The sequence below is a fragment of the Agrobacterium cavarae genome (genome assembly GCF_004310285.1).
In the GTDB taxonomy this organism is placed as follows: domain Bacteria; phylum Pseudomonadota; class Alphaproteobacteria; order Rhizobiales; family Rhizobiaceae; genus Agrobacterium; species Agrobacterium cavarae.
On sequence record NZ_SISF01000032.1, the window covers coordinates 189,729 to 209,459 of the forward strand.

The following is a 19,731-nucleotide window of genomic DNA, read 5'->3' on the forward strand; positions in this document are numbered from 1 at the left end:
AGCAGAAGGCGTTGGCGCGACCGAGCCTCTACCGACTCGAAGCGAATGCCAGTCCCAGCACGGCCGCCCCGACGAGACCGGGCTCAATGGCACACTCAGCCTTGACCACGAGCGGCCTTTGGAATTTGCGGAGAATTCTTGCTCTCACGGCGTGATCGAGCGCCTCGATCAGCGGCAGCGAGTTGGATAGGCCTCCGCCAACCGGAACGATTGTCGCACCGGTCATGTTGATGACGAGCGACAGGGGTCCTGCGAGAATGTCGATATAGATATCGATCGTGCGCGCAGCTTTTTCATCGCCGTCCTGCCAGGCAGCAAGGATCTCTTCCGCCCTCATCTCGGTGCCGGTCAGGTGACGGTGAAGCTTCTCCATGCCGCGAGCGCTGCCAATGGCATCGACACACCCATCGAGGCCGCAGCCGCAGGCAAAGCGCGGCAGTTCCACAGCGGGATTGCCGGCGCGCGTGGCAGCAACGGGGCCATGGCCCCACTCCCCGGCAAAACCGCCGGCGCTGTTGATCAGCTTGCCATCCACAACGAGACCACCACCGACACCCGTGCCGAGAATGGCCCCGAAGACGACGCGATGTCCGCGCCCTGCGCCTGCGCCATATTCCGCAAGCGCGCAGCAATCCGCATCATTGGCAATCAGCACGGGAATCCCAAGCGCTGCCTCGAGGTCTGCTTCCAACAGGCGTCCATGAGCGCAGGGGATATTGGCAATGTTGGCACGGTCGGTATCGGGATCGATGACGCCTGCAATCGACAGCGCGACGCAGTCCGGCCTCTCTCCGATCTCGTCGATCACGGATCTCAACACATCGACAAAGGCATCGAAATCATGGATCGGCGTTTGCCGGCGTGCAACCGGGCGGATGTCGTCGACAGCCCAGGCGCCAGCGCCCTTGATGGCGGTGCCGCCAATATCGAAACAGACGATCAAGCCGCAGCCCCTTTTGAAAAATCTTCGCCGAAGACGCAAGCGCCGGCGATGAAGGTCGCCATCAAAGATAGATCCGGCTTCAGTACCAGCAGATCGGCATCCATCCCGGCGGCGAGACTGCCCTTGGTGGCGCAGCCAATCGCCTCGGCCGGATACAGCGAAGCCATATTCAACGCTTCCGTCAAAGGCAGTCCGATATGCTCATGGGCAAAGCGCACGCAAGAGAGCATATCGATATCGGCGCCCGCAAGCGTACCATCAGCAAGCGTCAACCGTCCGCCACGGCGGAACACTTCACGATCATTAAGGAGGAAACCCTGCTGATCGGTGCCGATGGTCGACATGGCGTCGGTGACCAGGAATATCCGCCCCGGTCCCTGCTTGGCAGCGAGCGCCACCTGAATGACAATCGGATCAACATGAAAGCCATCCGCAATCAGGCCACAGGACAAGCGGCCATTGGCCAGCGCCACACCAACCAGACCCGGTTCGCGATTTTCCATCTGGCTCATCGCATTGAAGAGATGCGTGACCATGGAGGCGCCAGCCGAAACGTAAGGCAAAATGTCCCGCGCCTTGGCATTGGTGTGACCAAGGCTCACAACATATCCCGCCTCAACAAGTTTGGTGACGTCGGCGGGCGAGACGCTTTCGGGCGCCAGCGTGATAAGAGCCTCGCCGAAGTGACCGGCTTTTTCCACGAGGAATTGCAGATCGTCACTTTCAAGCGGGCGGATCAGCGAAGGATCGTGGGTTCCCTTGCGGGCGACCGAGAGATGCGGGCCCTCCAGATGGAGACCGAGATAGCCTGGCACCTTTTCCGCAAAGGCGGCAATACCCGCTGCAACGGCCTTGCTCCGGATATCGACCGTATCGGTAATCAGGGTGGGCATAAGGGCGGTCGTGCCATAGGCAGCATGCGCCGAGCAGATCGTGCGAATGCCGTCGAGATCAGGCTGGTTGTTCAGCAATACACCGCCGCCGCCATTCACCTGAAGATCGATGAATCCTGGAACGATGAGGCCACCCGCCACATCACGACGCTCGATGGAAGACGATAGATCTGCCACCGGCAAAATGGCCTTGATCCGGCCGTTTTCGACAACAAGCGCGTGGCCATCCAGAAAGACAGCCCCGTCGAAAATCCGGCCACCACACAGCGCGAATGAGCCAATCATCGTGTTTCCGTCACCTTCTTGAGGGCTGCAGGCTTGTCAGGATCAAAGCCCCGCGCGCGCGACAGCATTTCGACCATGCCATAGTAAGGAACGATCAGGGCCAGAGCATCGGTCAGCGGGTGACCCGTCTCTACAAAGGGAAGAATGGTGGCGCCCCTGCCCTTGTCGGACGTCATATAGACATTGGCATTCTTGCCGACGAGACCCGATGCGGTTTCGGCAATCGAGGCTTCCGCCTTGTCACGCGCAGCAAAGGCGATCACCGGGAAGCTTTCGGCAACCAGCGAAACCGGACCATGCAGCACCTCAGCGGATGAATAGGCTTCGGCGTGCAACTCGCAGGTTTCCTTGCACTTCAGCGCCGCCTCCGTCGCAATGGCAAGTGCCGGCCCACGGCCGAGCATGTAGAGAGATTCGGCCCTAGCCAGCGGCTCCACCAACACACTCCAGTCGAGCGCAAGCGCCTTATCGAGCTGGTCTGGGAGCGCTGCCACAGCTTTCTTCAAGGAGTCCGAGCCGCTCCATTGGGAAAGAACCGCCAGTCCTGCGACGATCGAATTGACGTAGGACTTGGTGGCTGCCACCGCAATTTCCGGTCCGGCCTGGATATTGAGCGCAATCGAGGCGGTGTCGGCGAGAGGGGATGGCGTCGTATTAACGAGGGATAGGGTCAACGCGCCCCCCGCCTTCGCACCTTCCAACATCGAGACGATATCCGGGCTTGCACCCGACTGGGAGACCGCAAAGGCCGCAGCCCGCTCCAAGCGCAGTGGCGCCTTGTAGATCGAGGCCAATGACGGGCCGAGAGACGCGACCGGAAGGCCGAGTTCAAGCTCTATCGCATACTTCAGGAAATAGGCCGCATGGTCGGAAGAGCCGCGAGCGACGGTGACCACAACGGCCGGATCATGGGCCGCAAGAGCGCGTCCTGCCCGCGAAATATCGTCTTTCCCAGCATCCAGAAGCCGGGCCACGGCCTGGGGGATTTCGTCGATTTCGCGTCGCATCATTGTCGTCATGAGTATGGCCTCTAAGGTTTTGATCAGGCGCCGATCGTGAGTTCTGCGACGAGATCGTAGGCGTCGCTGCGATAAAGCGCAGTGGAGACTTCCATCACGCGCCCGGTATTGAGATAGGCGATACGCTGCACGGAAAGCGCTGCGGAGCCGGGTGGAACCTCCAGCAGCTCGCTTTCGTCATCGCGCAGTAGCACCGCGGAGATTCTCTGATTGGCGCGCACCGGGCGAATGTCGCGGGCGGCAAGCGCGAGATAGAGCGAGTCTTCGACCGTCTCAGGTTCGGGCAAAATATCGTCCGGAAGGCTGGTCCGCTCGAGCGCAATAGGCATATCGTCGGCGGTGCGCAAACGAAGGATCCGTGAAACGCGAGCCCCGCCCGAAAGGCCGAGCATCATGGTTTCCTCAGCTGTGGGAAATTTAAGCCCGCGCTCGATCCAACGCGATCCTGCCACCATTCCACGACGACGCATATCTTCGGTAAAGGACGTCAATCGTGTCAGAGGCTGCTGCATCTTCGGCACCGGCTTGGCGACGAAGGTTCCAGAACCGCGGCGCCGGACCAGAATGCCCTGCTCGACCAGCTCGTCGATCGCCTTTCGCACGGTCACCCGGCTGATCGCTGCGGCATCGGCGATGTCCCGTTCGGCTGGCAGGGCATCGCCGTGCTTCAATCGCCCATTGGATACGGCATCCTCGATCAAGCGGCGCAACTTCTGGTAAAGCGGCCCGCCCCGTAATGCCTGCAATTCACCAAACGGCAAAACACCGTCCATTGCGCCTCTCCGATCTTTGCCTGGGGAGATGGTCCGCCACCTACGGCAGAAATCGTCTCTCAGACACCATACCAAAACTGATACCAATACAACGCCACATTGGCAATATGCAGGACCAATCAATCGATAAATGCCAAAATATCAGTGATTTCAACGCCGAACATATATTCCTCTGCGGCTTCGAAACAAATTTTTGTTCCACTGTAGACAGAAGGTATTTTTTTGGTATTAGTTATTAACAACGACGACCGGCCTGCGGAAAACCGAAAGTGGCTGGCGAGGGGAAATACCCAAGACTCCAGTGTTTAGACGTTTATCCTCCACGCCCAAAAAGCGGGAGACAAAGAAGAACATTCAGCGCGTGAAAATTATTTTCATAGCCACACTCAATTGCGGTTTTTCCGGTTGACCATACCGGAAATTTGCAACAGGCTACGAAAATAAATTACGAAAAGGGGAGCTGCAAAGCCATGAAAGTCGCAATAATCGGACTCGGATTCCGCCTTGGCTATCTTGGCCAGGTCTTTACGGAAATCGATCCTGATTTTGAGATCGTCGCCCATGTCGACCCCGAGCCAGCGGGCATGAAGCAGCTGGAGGCAGAGAATATTTCGGCCGGACGCGCTTACGAAACCCCTGAGGAGATGATCGCGAAGGAAACCTTCGATCTGCTCATGATCGGCTCCCCCAATACTTTCCATCTTGAGCATATCCGCATCGGTCTGGAAGCAGGCCTGACGGTGTTCACCGAAAAGCCGATCGTCACCACCATCGAAGAAAGCTTCGAACTCGCGCGGCTCCTAAACCAGTACGGCCAGGACCGTCTGATGGTCGGTCTCGTGCTTCGTTATTCACCGCTTTACCGCGATCTGCGGCAGGCGCAGGCTCAGGGACTTCTCGGCGATATCGCCTCGATCGAAGCCTCCGAGCATATTGCCCCCTATCATGGCGCCTTCTTCATGCGCGACTGGCGCCGTTACGACAAATATGCCGGCGGCTTCATGCTGGAAAAGTGCTGCCACGACCTCGACCTTTATAACGGCGTCATGGGCGTGCGCCCGCGCTATGTGTCGAGCTTCGGCGGACGCCGCAGTTTCGTGCCGAAGAATGCCCCACAGAATACCGGCGTCAATGATCTTGATATCTATTTCCGCAAGCCAAGCGGCTGGATGGGTGCAGACAAGGTGTTCGACAGCGATGGCGACATCATCGACTTCCAGACCGCCATCGTCGAATATGAAAACGGTGCGTCGCTGGCCTTCCACACGAACCTCAACGTGCCTGACGAGTTCCGCCGCTTCTGCGTCGTCGGCGCGAAAGGCATGGCGGAAGGCGATTTCGTCCGTGGCTTCCTCGACGTTCATCGCGCCCATGACAGCGCCAAGCTGATCGGCAACACCTATCAGGCACCATCGGTAAAATCGCACCATTACGGCGCGGACGAGCAGATGGCCGCCGATGTCTTTGCCCATGTCACGACGGGCGCTGCCCTACCGGTTTCGGCGCTCGACGCCATCGAAGCCGGCATCCTGGCGATTGCCATGGACGAAGCGCGTGCTGCCCGCAAGGTGGTCGATCTGGCACCAGTCTGGGCAAAGTACGACGCTTGCCTTCACGGCACCGAAGACGCGCAAAAGCGCTCCGCCTGATGAAAGGGTGATCATGGACACCAGACGAAGCGCCGTTTTCTTCGCATGGCTGCTTTTGGCGCCAGCCCTTCTCTACGTTCTTGCGGTTGTCGCCTACCCGCTTGTCGATACGTTCATTCTGTCCTTCACCGACGCGTCGCTGAAGAAGACAACCAACTGGGTGGGCTGGGCCAACTACGACAAGATATTCAACGCTTCCTTTGCTGAAGTCATCATCCGTACCTTCATCTGGACGTTCTTTTCCGTCGCGCTCAAGATGATCATCGGCACCTTCGGCGCGACCATGCTGAATGCCGCCGTGCCAGGCCGGACGCTCTTCAGAGTACTGACAATGCCGCCCTGGATCGTTCCCATGGCGATCGGCATCTTTATGTGGGGCTGGATGTATAATGGCCAGTTCGGCATGATTTCCGGCCTGCTGCAACGCGCCGGTTTGGTCGATGGACCGGTTGCCTTTCTCGCGCAGGGCTCCACGGCATTCTGGGCGACCGTCGTCACCGATGTGTGGATCGGCGTTCCCATGGTTACGTTGTATTTTCTTGCGGCCATGCAGTCGATCCCCCAGGATCTCTATGAGGCTGCGTGGGTGGATGGCGCCGGACGCTTCTATCGTTTCCGCCGCATCACGCTGCCGCTTCTCGTGCCGTCTATGATCACCATGTCGATGCTGTCGCTGATCTCGACCTTCAACTCCTTCGACATCATCTGGATTTTGACCCGCGGTGGCCCGAATGGCGAAACCACGACGATGATCATCGATACCTACAAGACCGCCATCGGCTCTTACAAGTATGGTGAGGGTGCTGCCCGCGCCGTGTTGATCTGCATCTTCCTGTCCCTCTTCTGCATTGCCTACTTCCGCATTGTCAGCAAGCTTTCCCCCGGAGAGAAGCGATGACACCTCCTCCCGCACTGATCAACCGCTACAAGTGGTACGAAGTCCTTGCGATCTATTGCGGCATTGCGCTGTTCCTGATCTTCGTGCTGTCGCCCTTTGTCGAAGGCTTCCTGGTGTCGCTGAAGCCTCTTAGCCAGCTCTTTTCGTCACCCTATCGCTTCTGGCCGCAAAACGGCTCCTTCGAAGCCTATAGGACGATGTGGGTCAGCGTACCGGGCTTTGCCCGCTACATCTTCAACTCGTTCCTCATTTCTGGCAGCATCACGCTGATCGTCCTGATCTTCGTGATCCCAGCGGCATATGCCTTTGCGAGATTTGACTTCAAGGGCATGAATGTGTTGCTCGGTGGCTTCCTGGCGGTGAAGATGTTCTCGGGCGCAGTGCTGCTGATCCCGCTCTTCCGGCTGATGCGCTCGATCGGTGTGCTCAACACCTATATGGCGATGATCATACCAGGCGTGGCCTTCATCATCCCGACCGGAATATGGCTGCTCGTCACCTATATCAAGCGTATCCCGCGCGAGTTGGATGAGGCAGCCTATGTCGATGGTGCCGGCTACTTCTACACACTGCGCCGGGTCATCATTCCGGTGGCAATGCCTGGAATTATGGTGGTGGCGATCTCGTCCTTCATCGAAGCCTATGCGCAACAGTTCATCTACGCGCTGACCTTCAACTCAAAAACGGAATACATGCCTCTGCCGGTCGGCCTGTTTGCCTATTTCGGCCGCCAGGAGGTCATCTGGAACGAACTCATGGCCGCAAGTTTCGTCGGCATTGCCCCGGCGATGATCGTGATCTTCTTCCTGCAACGCTATCTCGTCAGCGGACTGACCGCAGGCGCGGTGAAACAATAAGATAACCACCAGAGAATGGGAGACTGACCGTGAATACCAAATTCAAGTTTACCCTCTACGCGCTGAGCCTTGCTGCTTCGACAGCACTGGGCGCCATGTCCGCACACGCCGCCGACAAGGAAATTTCCTGGATCTATTGCGGCGACAAGATCGACCCGATCCATGAAAAATACATCAAGGAATGGGAAGGCAAGAACGCAGGCTGGACCGTCAAGCCGGAAGTCGTTGGCTGGGAACAGTGCCAGGACAAGGCAACGACGCTTGCTGCATCCGGCTCTCCAGCCGCCATGGCCTATGTCGGCTCGCGCACGCTGAAGCAGTTCTCCGAAAACGACATGATCGTTCCCGTTCCGATGACGGACGAGGAAAAGAAGTCCTACTATCCGCACATCGTCGATACGGTCACCATTGATGATCAACAGTGGGGCGTTCCGGTCGCTTTCTCCACCAAGGCTCTCTACTGGAACAAGGATCTGTTCAAGAAGGCCGGTCTCGATCCTGAAACGCCACCAAAGACCTGGGCGGAAGAAATCGCCTTTGCCAAACAGATCAAGGAAAAGACCGGTATTGCCGGTTATGGCCTGCCTGCCAAGACCTTCGACAACACCATGCACCAGTTCATGCACTGGGTTTACACCAACAACGGCAAGGTCATCGATGGCGACAAGATCGTCATGGACAGTCCTGAAGTGCTGGCTGCTCTGAAGGCTTACAAGGACATCACCCCCTACTCCGTTGAAGGCGCAACTGCTTACGAGCAGAACGAAATCCGCGCGATCTTCCTCGACGGCAAGGTCGGCATGATCCAGGCTGGCTCGGGTGCCGCCTCGCGTCTGCAGAAGACCGGCATCAACTGGGGTATCGCAACGCTCCCGCTTGGCCCATCGGCCAAAGGTCCGGGTACGCTGCTCATCACCGACAGCCTTGCCATCTTCAAGGGTTCGGGCGTTGAGGAGAAGGCGATCGAATTTGCCAAGTTCATCACTTCTCCCGGTCCGCAGGGCGAGTATGAGCTTCAGGGCGATGCCGGCCTGACGCCTCTGCGTCCTTCCGCGAAGGTCGATGAATTCGTTGCAAAGGATCCCTACTGGAAGCCTCTGATCGAGGGCATCACCTATGGTGGTCCTGAGCCGCTCTTCACCGACTACAAGGGCTTCCAGAACACCATGATCGAGATGGTCCAGTCTGTCGTCACCGGCAAGGCTGAGCCTGAAGCCGCGCTGAAGAAGGCGTCGGCCGACCTCGAGCAGTACAAGTAATATCGAACCGAAGGGGGCGTTCTCTCAAACGTCCCCTTCGACACCACCGCATGTGACGAAAAGCCTTGCGGTACACCAAACAGCGCTGCCGAATGCACCGGGTGCAAACGGCCCTCTGGAGACGATCGTGGGTCAGCTTCATCTCAACAACGTTCAAAAATTCTACGGCGACTTTGAAGTCCTCAAAGGCGTGCAACTCAATGTTCCGCACGGAGAATTCGTCGTTTTCGTCGGCCCATCCGGCTGCGGAAAATCAACGCTGCTGCGCATGATTGCAGGCCTGGAATCGATCAGCGACGGCGATATCGTCATTGATGGTATCCGCGTCAACGACAAGCCGCCGGTCGAGCGTGGCATCGCCATGGTCTTCCAGTCCTACGCACTTTACCCTCACATGACCGTCTTCGAGAACATCGCCTTCCCGCTGCGCGTCGAGAAGATGGCGGAAGACAAGCTCCGCGAAAAGGTCCACGCGGTCGCCAAGATCCTGCAGCTTGAGCATCGCCTCGAGCAGCGCCCCGGCATGCTGTCTGGTGGCCAGCGCCAGCGCGTTGCTATTGGCCGCGCGATCGTGCGCGAACCGAAAATCTTCCTGTTCGACGAGCCCCTGTCCAACCTTGATGCAGCACTTCGCTCCGACATGCGCATCGAACTCACCAAGCTTCACCGGCAGCTGAAAGCGACGATGATTTACGTGACCCACGACCAGGTGGAAGCCATGACCATGGCCGACCGTATCGTGGTTCTCAATGCCGGCAGCATCGCGCAGGTCGGCTCGCCGCTGCAGCTTTACCACAAGCCGGACAATCTCTTCGTCGCAGGCTTCATCGGCAACCCCAAGATGAACTTCCTGCCCGTGACCTGTGTGGAAGCTTCCGACACCGGCGTGACCATCGCCTACGAAGGCAAGCAACTGACCGTGCCTGTCGCGCGTGGAAACGTGCGTGCAGGCGATACGCTGACCCTCGGCATACGTCCGGAACATTTGAGCCTCGGCACCGGCGACATGACCATCACGACAGTGCCAAGCGTTATCGAGCGTCTCGGCATCAACACCATTTCCTATTCGACGCTTTCTACGGGCCAGCAGTGGTGCGCTCTTCTTTCGGGCTCGGCGCCTGTTGCAGTCGAGCAGCCCGTCTCGGTTGCCATCAACGGCGCGGACTGCCACCTCTTCGATGGCGATGGCAATGCGCTGGAACGTCGTATCGATTGGAAGACACAGGAGCTGCCCGTTCTGGCCTGACCTCCGTTACGAGGCGGCTTGAAGCGCAGATAAAGTTTAAGGGCGTTTCCTCGGTTGAAGGAAGCGCCCTTATACTATGTGCTCATTCGATAGATGCCGAGAGAGCATCCGCGAGCTCTCACGACCATCGGTGACCGTTCACGCCGCCTTATGTCCATGCGGGTCCTGCACGATCGGCCAGATATCCCGCCTGACGCGGCGATAAGGATTGGTTGCCGGATCGTTGGGATAGGGTTTTCCAGCTGAGCAATAGAGGATCTGCGAGGCGATTTTGGAAAAGGCGGCATAGAAGTGGTTGGTCGATTTGATCAACAGGATCTTCCTCGACAGCGGATCGATGCCTAGGGCCGTGAAGAGAGACGGGTCATAGCTTTGAACCCGCACCGTCCCCAAAATCACGTCAATCCCGTCGAAGTGGATATGGGCAGCATCGCCGAATGGCGCGATGCTGTCTCCAAACTTCATCTCGGCGTTGGGTACGACCCTGACGACCTTGACCAGGGCATCGATGGGATCGCCGGTATTGGGTGCGGACTTTGCTCCAAAGCGCAACGGGATTTCAGCCCCTTCGCCTGCTGCCATGCAGATTTGCACCGCAATCGGATCCCAGACAAGACCGGCAGCGACGCTTGTGGCGCCCTGGGCCATCAGTTCACGCAACAGCACCGTTGCATCGCCCGCCGTACCGCCGCCTGGATTGTCCCACACGTCTGCGATCACCACCGGACCGGTTGAGGCATCCGCTTTCATCGCAAGCGACACAGCCTCGGCCTCACCGATCTGCGGCATCATGAAGGTACCCCGCTTGTCGAAGAGCTCAAGCCCGATCGAACGCGCCAGCGCCACGCCCTTGGCCGCATTGCCATCGGTCACCGCGATGGTCTTCGTTCCCATTTCGGGCACATCGCCCGCCATGAAGCCATGGATGACGGACAACGACAGCACCTCCGGGTCCTGCTTCTCTGTCGCCATCATCCGATCGACGATGCTGCGCATCGGCTCGCGGGACGTCGGAAACACGTCGATCATGCGGCAATCGAAAACGGACATGACCGGTTTGACGCGCCCCTCCAGCGTATCCACCGCGATCCGCCACAGATCCTCAGCGCGGTCGACGAAGTCCGTGTGGGGAAACTCCTTGAAGACGACGAAGAAGTTCACGGCATCGACGCGCTTGCTCGTCAGGTGGCTGTGTGGATCGAGCTCGGCGCAGACCAGAATATCAGGCCCGACGATCTCCCGGACGCGCGCCAAAAGATCGCCTTCCGGGTCGAGGTATCCATCCGCAACCATGGCGCCATGGAGGCCAAGCACCACTGCATCGACGGGCATTGCCACGCGCAACTGATCGAGAATTTCATCCCGCAGGCTTTCGAAGGCCTGACGGTTGATGAGGCCCGCCGGGTCCGCCCATGCCGCCGTTCCTTCGATCAGTGTCCAGCCTTTGGCGGCACAGACTGCGCGACCGACAGTGATCGGAGCAGTGCAGAGCGTGGGTGTGACGGGATGCTGGCCCGGCGGTGCATAGAGCGATTCCTCGAAAGCTCGCCTGTCGATGCAGATCGGCGCGAAAGTATTGGTCTCTGTGGCGAGAGCCGCGGTAAAGATGCGCAAGGGCTTGGGCCTTTTTTGCTGAAGGGCAGGACGTTTACTGGCCCATTGGATTCGGCAGATAACCGGTGAAGCCGGAAATCTTCCAGCGACCTTCATGCAGGCGGCAATAATAGAGTGTCTGCCACTTCATCACATCGGTCGAGCCATCAGCCTTCTTGATGCTGCCGTCGAATTTCTTGCGCACCAACGCCGTTTCGCCAGAAATCTCGATCTCCTCCAGGGTCGTCGTGGTGAAAATCGCCGTCCGTGGGTCTTCGCCGTAACTGCCTTCTGCAAATTCGCGTGCCTGTTTCAGCCACTCGTCGCGGTAGGCGGGAAGATTGGGGAAGGCCAGCGTCCACTTGTCGGGATTCGGTTCGCGATTGCCGCTGATGCCGATGAAACCGTCTTCCACGAAGTCATCTGCCACCATTGACCAGTCCGCGGCCAGAAATGCATCGATATCGCGCGGAACCAACATCTCCCAAATGGCGTGTCGCGCCGCATCCGAGGCAGGAAACGGGTTTCTGAAGGGATCACGCATCGAGGGCTCCATATCTAAATTATTTTCATGATGACCAAAAATCTCTGGCAAAAATCCGTTTTCTATGGTCACTTGTCAATGAATAACGAAAATAATTTGCAAGGCCCATCCCATGAGCATCAAACGATATGGCGCTGAAAAATCCGGCGCAGGCGGACAGACACTTCCTTTTGCACGCGCAGTCGAGGCCGATGGCTGGCTGCACGTTTCCGGTCAGGTGGCCATGGAAAATGGCGAGATCATCTCCGGCGGCATCATCGAACAGACTCACAAGACCATCGAGAACGTGATCGCTATTTTGCACGAAGCAGGCTACGGCGTCGAGCATATCGTGCGCTGCGGCGTGTGGCTGGATGATCCGCGTGATTTCTGGACGTTCAATCGCATCTACCAGAGCTATTTCGGCGAACATCCGCCGGCGCGCGCCTGCGTTCAGGCCTCGATGATGGTGGACTGCAAGGTCGAGATCGACTGCATCGCCTATAAACCCAAGTCCTGAAAGCAGGCCGATGGATATCTTTGCGACCATTCAGGATGAAAGAGCGCAGTTTTCGCCATCCGAACAGCGCATCGCGGAGATATTGCTGAACGAGTTCGACTTCGCCGTCGGCGCCTCGATCATCGAACTGGCGGAAAAGGCGGATGTCTCTCCGCCGACGGTGACCCGCTTCTGCCGCCGGCTCGGCTGCCAGAACTTCGCCGACTTCAAGGTCCGTCTCGCCAAGACCGCTTTCGTCGGCGTCCGTTACCTCAACCCGCAAGCCAAGAGCACGTCGGCGGAGGATGTCGCCGAAGACATCATCACCAAAGCCCAGAACGCACTCTTCATGGTTCACCGCGCGCTTGATCCGCAGGCACTCGATACCGTGGCCGAGCGGATTGCTGCGGCCTCCATGGTCTATGCCTTCGGCTCCGGCGGCAATTCCTCAATGGTGGCGCTCGAATTGCAGAACCGGCTGTTTCGCCTGGGCACCCGCATCACCGCCAGCAATGACCACAATATGCAACTCATGCTGACGGCGGCAGCGCAAGAGGGCGACGTGATCATCGGCTCGTCCTTTTCAGGCCGCAATCAGGAACTGATGCGCTGCTTCAAACTCGCAAGAGAAAACGGCATTCGCACCATCGCGCTCACCCAAGTGAAGAGCCCGGTGGCAAGGCTCGCAGATCATGTCATCGGCATCGACCTTCCGGAAGGCGACAACATTTATCGCCCCACCTCGACGCGCTTTGCCTATCTCGCGGTGATCGACGTGATTGCCAGCCTCGTGGCCTACAAGAACCGCAAACACTCCACCATCACGCTGCGCCAGATCAAGCAGCAGTTGCTGGAGCATCGCGATGGCGGCGACGACCGCCAGATATTGGGAGACTGACGACATGACGACCCATAAGCGCATCGCCGTGGTGACGGGCGCTGCCGGCGATATCGGGCGCGCAATCGCTGCCCGTCTCGCAGCGAGTCACGACATTATAGTCCTTGTCGATATTGATGCGGGCGCTCTGGAAAGCGCGGTTGCCGCGCTTGGCGGTGGAGCCGCTTACGTGACCATGGTCGCCGATGTCACCAGTGCCGATAGCCTCAAATCCATGACGGACCAATTAGAGGCGCGCGGTAAGGTCGTAACCCTCGTCAACAATGCCGGTGCAGCACGCGCCGTTTCACTACACGACACGACGCCGGAGATCTGGCGCATGGATTCGAGCCTCAATCTGGAGGCTGCATTCCTGACCTTCCGCGCGTTCGAGCGCGACCTCAAGGAAATGCAAGGATCCGTCGTCAACATTGCCTCCGTCAACGGCATGGCTGTCTTCGGTCATCCGGCCTATAGCGCCGCCAAGGCGGGGTTGATCCATTTGACCAAGCTGATCGCGGTCGAATACGGAAAGTTCGGCATCAGAGCCAACGCCGTGGCGCCCGGAACCGTGCGCACCCAAGCCTGGGAAGCGCGCGCCGAAGCCAATCCGAATGTGTTTGAAGAGGTGAAACGCTGGTATGCACTGCGCCGTATCGCCACCACGCACGACGTCGCCAATGCCGTCCATTTTCTGGCAAGCGATCAGGCAGCGGCGATCACCGGTGTCTGCCTGCCCGTCGATTGCGGGCTGACGGCAGGCCAAGCCGAACTCGCCCACACCTTCTCTCAATCCGAACATTACTGAACACGCATAAAAATCAAGGGAACGACGATGAGCAAGACCGGATTCCGCCTCGAAAACGCATGGCATCCCATTGAGGGCGACCCGTCAGGCGGGTTTGTCTTTACCCTCGTCAACCTCACCGACACGCCGATCAGCGACTTCAAACTCGCCTATACGGCGCTGACGCGCGTCATGGATAACCCAGCTTGCGAGAACGCGACGTTCCTGCTGCGCAACGCCAATTTCCACCAATACGCGCCGCCTGCCGGCTTCGTTCTGGAGCCCGGCGCCAGCTGGCGCTTTACCGTGCGCGGCCTCTGGCGGCCTGCCAAGCATAGAACCGATGGCGCGAAATCCGCCTATCTGACATTCTCCGATGGTACCCATCACACCATCGACGTTGCCGATCTGATGCTGGAAGGCAGGGTCAGCGAGCCGCAAAAGCCGCTCCTGCCGGAAGGACGCGTCACCGAGCCTTTCTCGCTTCTGCCCTGGCCGAAACAGGCGAAGTTGCAAGCGGGTGAAACACCCGTCGTGCTATACCCGGCAGCGGGCAGCACTCTGGCTGACGTGAAGGCGATGGACACGGTCCTCAGTCTTCATCGCCGCCTGTTTTCTGCAGCCCATCAGCCATTTTCGCTGATCGCGGTCGAACAGGGTAAGGCTATTCGTTTTCAACAGAGCGGTTCGCTGGCGGCGGAAGCATATGAGCTGACATTCGCCGAAGATGAGATCGTGCTTGCCTATGGCGGCGATGCGGGCCGTCAATACGGCCTGACAGCACTCGCACAGCTTCATGATGGCGCGCGCAGAAACGCGGCGCTTTTCCGCTTCCCCGGTTCGGGCACGATCACGGACGAACCGCGTTACGGATGGCGAGGATGCCACCTCGATGTGTCCCGCCAGTTTGCTCCGGCACCAGACGTGCTTCGTCTCATCGATATTCTCGCCTGGTACAAGATGAATGTGTTCCACTGGCACCTGACCGATGACGAGGCGTGGCGCTTCGAAGTTCGTGCCTATCCGCAATTGACCACCGTGGGCGTTATGCGCGGCCCCGATGAGCCAATGCTTCCACAGCTTGGCAATGCCGCAGAGCCGGTCGGGGGCTTCTACACCCAGGCGGATGTCGCTGCGATTATCGCCCATGCGAGCGAGCTGAATGTCGAAGTCGTGCCGGAAGTCGATATACCTGGTCACAGCACTGCGATCTTGGCCGCTCTTCCCGAACTGGTCGATGGTCAGGAAGCGCCCGACAGCTATCGCTCGGTTCAAGGCTTCCCGAACAACGCCCTTAATCCCGCCATCGAAGAGACCTACGTGTTCCTCGGCAAGGTCTTCGATGAAATGGTCGAGCTCTTCCCGTCAAAGCTCATCCACATCGGTGGCGACGAAGTCGCCGATAACACCTGGATGGCCTCGCCGCTGGCGCGCAAGCTGATGGAGAAGGAGGGGCTGGATGGCACCTTCGGGCTCCAGAGCCACTTCATGAAGCGGATTCAGAAAATGCTGGCCGAGAGAGGCCGCAGCATGGCGGGCTGGGATGAAGTCTCCCACGGCGGCGGCGTCGATCCGGACGGCACACTGCTGATGGCATGGCGCGCGCCCGAAGTCGGCGTCGAGCTGGCGAAAGAAGGTTACGACGTCGTAATGACGCCTGGGCAGGCCTATTATCTCGACATGGTGCAGGACGAAGCCTGGCAGGAGCCGGGCGCCAGCTGGGCCGGCACCGTGCCGCCACATCACACCTATCACTATGAGGCAGTGGGTGATTTTCCCGAGGACCTGAAGCCGCGTCTTCGTGGCGTGCAGGCCTGCATCTGGACCGAACATTTTCTCAACCGCAACTACTTCAACCATCTGGTCTTCCCGCGTCTTCCCGCCGTGGCAGAAGCCGCTTGGACGCCGCGTGAGCGCAAGGATTGGGATCGCTTCTCGGCGCTCGTGCGCCTCAGCCCCACGCTTTGATCGGAGACAGTGCCATGGTGTTACGCATTGCAGTTGGCGGCATTCATACGGAGTGCTCCACCTATTCGCCTGTTCTCATGCAGCCAGAAGATTTTCGCTTGTCGCGCGGTAACGATCTGACGGGCGCTGAGTATTTCAGCTTCCTGCCGACCGAGGGTGTGGAAATCTTTCCGCTCCTTCACGCCCGCGCCATTCCAGGTGGGCCGGTCTCCCGTGCCACCTATGAAGGATTCAAGCAAGAATTCTCCGACAAGCTGCGGGCAACGCTTCCGCTCGACGGTCTTTATCTTGCCATGCACGGCGCAATGAATGTCGAAGGCATGGACGATGCCGAAGGCGACTGGATTGCTAATGCCCGCTCGATCATCGGTCCGGATATTCCGCTGGCAGTCAGTTACGATCTGCACGGCAACGTGACCCAGAAGATCGTCGATCAGATCGACATCTTCGCCGCCTATCGCACCGCGCCCCATATCGATGTGCGCGAGACCATGGTGCGGACTTGGTCGATGCTGATCAGGACGCTGAAGACGGGCGAAAAGCCAGGTGTCGCCTGGGCTCCGGTTCCGGTTCTGCTGCCGGGCGAGAAAACCTCGACGGAAGATGAGCCTGCCAAATCGCTCTACCACCGCCTGCCGGAGCATGATCGGATCGACGGCGTCTGGGATGCCAATCTGATGGTCGGCTATGTCTGGGCAGATGAGCCGCGAGCAACCGCCTGCGCTGTGGTGACGGGGTCAAATCCCGAAGCGGCGAAATGCGCCGCGGAAGAGATTGCACTGTCCTATTGGCAAGCGAGAGAAGAGTTTCGCTTTGGTCCCGTCAGCGGCGATCTCGAAGATATGCTCGACCTGGCCGAGAAGGCCGAAACGCAGCCGGTCATTCTTGCCGATTCCGGCGACAATCCCACGGGTGGTGGCGTGGGCGATCGTGCGGACGTGTTGAAGGCGCTGATCCTGCGCGGCTTCGAAGGTGCCGTCATTGGCGGCATTACCGACCGTCCGGCGGTGGAAGCGTGTTTCGCCGCTGGCATCGGCAAGACGCTCAGCCTCAAGATCGGCGGTTCACTCGATCCCGCCAGCCCCTTCGTCGAAGTCGGTGCCGAGATTGTCAGTCTTGATGATCCAGGCCCAGCGGATGAACGACAGGCTGTCGTCAAGATCGGCGGCATCACGCTCATTCTGGCAGCCCGCCGTCGCCCCTACCACAATATCGCAGACTTCACCCGTCATGGCATCGACCCCGCCAAAGTAAGATTGCTGGTGGTGAAATCCGGTTATCTCTCGCCAGAGCTTCAGCCGCTGTCCAATCCCAACCTGATGGCGCTGACGGATGGCGTAATCAACCAGGACATCGAGACGTTGCCATCGAAGCGGCGGGTGCAACCGATATTTCCTTTCGTAAAGGACTTCGACTATACCCCGTCTGCGAAACCATCCGCACGATGGCGTTGAGGCTTTCAGCCAAGCCGCTGACTGCTGAATTACTCGCGGGCGCTCGGGATACCTTCCGAGCGCCCCTTCAACTTTCCCATCCTGCGTGATCGCAGGCTGTTTCTCCTGGAGCGTAGCGCGATCTTTCAGATTCGCTCATACGCTTCAGGTCCTGTTTTTACCGCATGTCGTCATTGCAAAATCACTCCACACTTTTGCTTGGACCATGCTTTAAGTGGACGATCCATGCTGTCGGCGCTGCCCTTTGTTTATCGACATGACCAGCTGCGGCTTTCGGCTGCCGGTATTTTCGTCTTCGGTTTCACCGGTGCCGCGACCGCGCCCTATATGTCGCTGATTGGCATTCGCGAACTCGGCCTGACAGATGCCGGTTTCTCGATCCTGAGTTTCGTCGCAGCGCTGGTCAACGTGTCGGCCAGCATCAGCATGGGCATCCTCTCGGACCGGCTCGGCCACTATAAGCTTCCCATTCTCGGCGCCTGCATATCCGGGGCGTTGGGCTATGGCGTGGTTTATGCCTTTCCGACCATCTGGACCTTCGCACTTGCGCTGCTCATTCCCGTTCCGGTTTACGGAGCGCTCAACTCGCTGATTTTTGCTTATGTCCGCGCAAGCTGTGCCGGCATGCCGCCGCGTGATCTCATCGCCGTCAACTCCGCGGTTCGTGCCGCGATCTCGCTCTCCTGGGTCCTTGTGCCCGGCATTGTCGGTTACGCGCTTGCGGGCCGAACGAGCATGCTCCCGGCGTTTCTGCTGGCGGCGATCGCCTGCGCCTTCTGTTTCATTCTCTTTGCCCGCTTCATGCGTGAAGAAACCATTGCCCATGCCGAACGGGAGCCGGCTTATGCGTTCCTGGCATCCATTCGCCATCTCGGCTCACGCCAGATCTGGCCCTTCGTGCTTGCCATTGCGCTGATCTCATGCACCCTGCATGTCAACGGCATCGTGTTGCCGCTCGTGGTAACCGGAAAGGCGGGCGGGCAACCGGCCGATGTCGGCGCGATCGTCGGCATCGTCGCTCTTCTCGAGATCGTCTTCATCTTCTTCTGGGGATGGGTGGAAACCAAGACATCGGCCGCCGTCGCCATCGCCGCAAGTGCGCTGATCTATTGCGCTTACATGCTCGGTCTCGGCTTGGCGAAAGACCCGATGACAGTCTACCTGCTGACACCTCTTTCGGGTCTCGGCGCAGCCGGCATCATTTCCCTGCCCATCACCTATCTGCAAAACCTGATCGCCAGGCGCGCAGGTCTTGGAAGCTCGCTCATCGCCGTCAACATCTTCTTGGGCGGCGGCCTGAGCTCCCTGCTCTTCTCGGTCGGCACGGCTGTCAGTGATTATTCCCACACGGCAATGCTCGGCGCATTTGCAGGTCTCTGCGGTGTGGCATTGCTCGGCTTCCTTCACAAGCGGCCGGCTGTTAAGGACGATCTCCACACCCAACAAGGAAGCGAACATCATGGCTGATCATACCGGGCGGTTGCTGGAGATTTGCGTCGACAGCGCAGAGGGTCTCGCCGCAGCGATCGAGGGCGGGGCAGACCGCATCGAGCTTTGCTCCGCACTGGGCGTCGGTGGATTGATGCCGTCCTACGGCCTGATGCAGCACGCGAAACGAACGAGCCCAATCCCCGTCTACCCGCTCATCCGCCCAAGAGCCGGAAACTTCATCTATGACGAGGCCGATGTCGCCATCATGGAGGCGGATATTGCGCAGGCACGGGAGCTTGGGCTACCCGGCGTCGTCATCGGCGCGACGACCACAGACGGACGCCTTGACCGACAGGTTTTGACGAGGTTGATTGAAGCTGCGTCCGGCCTGGACATCAGCCTTCACCGCGCCTTTGATATGGTCAGCGACCCGATCGAAGCCCTCGAGACCGCGATCGATCTCGGCATCTCCCGCATTCTAACCTCCGGCTGCGCAAAGAACGTATCGCTTGGAATGGAGACGCTGAAGCGCCTGGCGCATCAGGCGAATCGCCGTATCAGCATCATGCCGGGCGGTGGCGTAACGGCCGATCTCGTGCCCGAGCTTCTGGCCGCAACTGGCATCCACGAAATCCATGCCTCGGGCAGCGCCTCTTCGAAAGAGGACCCTTCTCTTGTGGAATTCGGTTTTGCGCCCGAGCAGCGCAGACAGACCAGCCCGCAGGTTATTCGCGCGTTGAAGACGATTGTTCTTGGGGTCTGATTTGGTCAACGCGC

18 protein-coding genes are annotated in these 19,731 nt (G+C 59.0%); 12 read left to right on the forward strand and 6 right to left on the reverse strand.

Annotation, left to right across the window (positions count from 1 at the left end):
* Positions 1-28: 28 nt before the first annotated feature.
* The 4 genes from EYC79_RS16855 to EYC79_RS16870 are packed head-to-tail and all read right to left on the reverse strand — an operon-like array spanning position 29 to position 3,913.
* On the reverse strand, positions 29-943 hold the full coding sequence (locus tag EYC79_RS16855) for an ROK family protein (protein WP_130978705.1): 915 nt from the start codon (positions 941-943) through the stop codon (positions 29-31).
* A complete protein-coding gene (nagA, locus tag EYC79_RS16860; protein WP_130978706.1) occupies positions 940-2,121 on the reverse strand; it encodes an N-acetylglucosamine-6-phosphate deacetylase in 1,182 nt (393 codons plus the stop codon). Before nagA ends, EYC79_RS16855 begins: the two co-directional genes overlap by 4 nt.
* A complete protein-coding gene (locus tag EYC79_RS16865; RefSeq protein ID WP_130978707.1) occupies positions 2,118-3,140 on the reverse strand; it encodes an SIS domain-containing protein in 1,023 nt (340 codons plus the stop codon). Before EYC79_RS16865 ends, nagA begins: the two co-directional genes overlap by 4 nt.
* A gap of 23 nt (positions 3,141-3,163) precedes the next feature.
* A complete protein-coding gene (locus EYC79_RS16870; protein WP_062424132.1) occupies positions 3,164-3,913 on the reverse strand; it encodes a GntR family transcriptional regulator in 750 nt (249 codons plus the stop codon).
* 470 nt (positions 3,914-4,383) lie between these two features.
* On the opposite strand from EYC79_RS16870, the gene EYC79_RS16875 reads away from it, so the two are divergent.
* The 5 genes from EYC79_RS16875 to EYC79_RS16895 all read left to right on the forward strand — a co-directional run bounded on the left by EYC79_RS16875 (position 4,384) and on the right by EYC79_RS16895 (position 9,822).
* Positions 4,384-5,562, forward strand: a complete 1,179-nt coding sequence (locus tag EYC79_RS16875; protein WP_113260893.1) for a Gfo/Idh/MocA family protein — start codon at positions 4,384-4,386, stop codon at positions 5,560-5,562.
* Positions 5,563-5,575: 13 nt separating this feature from the next.
* A complete protein-coding gene (locus tag EYC79_RS16880; protein WP_062441711.1) occupies positions 5,576-6,460 on the forward strand; it encodes a carbohydrate ABC transporter permease in 885 nt (294 codons plus the stop codon).
* The gene (locus EYC79_RS16885) at positions 6,457-7,317 is read left to right on the forward strand and encodes a carbohydrate ABC transporter permease (protein WP_062441713.1); all 861 of its coding nucleotides are present in this window, start codon (positions 6,457-6,459) and stop codon (positions 7,315-7,317) included. Before EYC79_RS16880 ends, EYC79_RS16885 begins: the two co-directional genes overlap by 4 nt.
* A gap of 95 nt (positions 7,318-7,412) precedes the next feature.
* Positions 7,413-8,576: an ABC transporter substrate-binding protein gene (locus EYC79_RS16890; protein ID WP_130978956.1), complete on the forward strand. Its 1,164-nt coding sequence runs from the start codon at positions 7,413-7,415 to the stop codon at positions 8,574-8,576.
* Positions 8,577-8,703: 127 nt separating this feature from the next.
* On the forward strand, positions 8,704-9,822 hold the full coding sequence (locus tag EYC79_RS16895; protein WP_112357888.1) for an ABC transporter ATP-binding protein: 1,119 nt from the start codon (positions 8,704-8,706) through the stop codon (positions 9,820-9,822).
* Positions 9,823-9,960: 138 nt separating this feature from the next.
* On the opposite strand, the gene EYC79_RS16900 is transcribed toward EYC79_RS16895, so the two are convergent.
* Positions 9,961-11,436, reverse strand: a complete 1,476-nt coding sequence (locus EYC79_RS16900) for a M81 family metallopeptidase (RefSeq protein ID WP_130978708.1) — start codon at positions 11,434-11,436, stop codon at positions 9,961-9,963.
* 34 nt (positions 11,437-11,470) lie between these two features.
* Positions 11,471-11,959: a hypothetical protein gene (locus EYC79_RS16905; RefSeq protein ID WP_113272562.1), complete on the reverse strand. Its 489-nt coding sequence runs from the start codon at positions 11,957-11,959 to the stop codon at positions 11,471-11,473.
* A 112-nt stretch (positions 11,960-12,071) separates the two neighbouring features.
* On the opposite strand from EYC79_RS16905, the gene EYC79_RS16910 reads away from it, so the two are divergent.
* The 7 genes from EYC79_RS16910 to EYC79_RS16940 all read left to right on the forward strand — a co-directional run bounded on the left by EYC79_RS16910 (position 12,072) and on the right by EYC79_RS16940 (position 19,717).
* The gene (locus EYC79_RS16910; RefSeq protein WP_130978709.1) at positions 12,072-12,458 is read left to right on the forward strand and encodes a RidA family protein; all 387 of its coding nucleotides are present in this window, start codon (positions 12,072-12,074) and stop codon (positions 12,456-12,458) included.
* 10 nt (positions 12,459-12,468) lie between these two features.
* Entirely contained in the window at positions 12,469-13,335 is an 867-nt protein-coding gene (locus EYC79_RS16915; RefSeq protein WP_130978710.1) for a MurR/RpiR family transcriptional regulator, read from the forward strand.
* Positions 13,336-13,339: 4 nt separating this feature from the next.
* On the forward strand, positions 13,340-14,122 hold the full coding sequence (locus tag EYC79_RS16920) for an SDR family oxidoreductase (protein ID WP_130978711.1): 783 nt from the start codon (positions 13,340-13,342) through the stop codon (positions 14,120-14,122).
* Between the two features lie 27 nt (positions 14,123-14,149).
* Entirely contained in the window at positions 14,150-16,069 is a 1,920-nt protein-coding gene (locus EYC79_RS16925) for a beta-N-acetylhexosaminidase (protein WP_130978712.1), read from the forward strand.
* A 14-nt stretch (positions 16,070-16,083) separates the two neighbouring features.
* Complete coding sequence (locus EYC79_RS16930; protein ID WP_130978713.1) at positions 16,084-17,523, forward strand: M81 family metallopeptidase; 1,440 nt, start codon at positions 16,084-16,086, stop codon at positions 17,521-17,523.
* A gap of 225 nt (positions 17,524-17,748) precedes the next feature.
* Entirely contained in the window at positions 17,749-18,990 is a 1,242-nt protein-coding gene (locus EYC79_RS16935; protein ID WP_130978714.1) for an MFS transporter, read from the forward strand.
* Positions 18,983-19,717: a copper homeostasis protein CutC gene (locus tag EYC79_RS16940; RefSeq protein ID WP_130978715.1), complete on the forward strand. Its 735-nt coding sequence runs from the start codon at positions 18,983-18,985 to the stop codon at positions 19,715-19,717. The genes EYC79_RS16935 and EYC79_RS16940 overlap by 8 nt, the downstream gene beginning before the upstream one ends.
* The last annotated feature ends 14 nt before the right edge of the window (positions 19,718-19,731 follow it).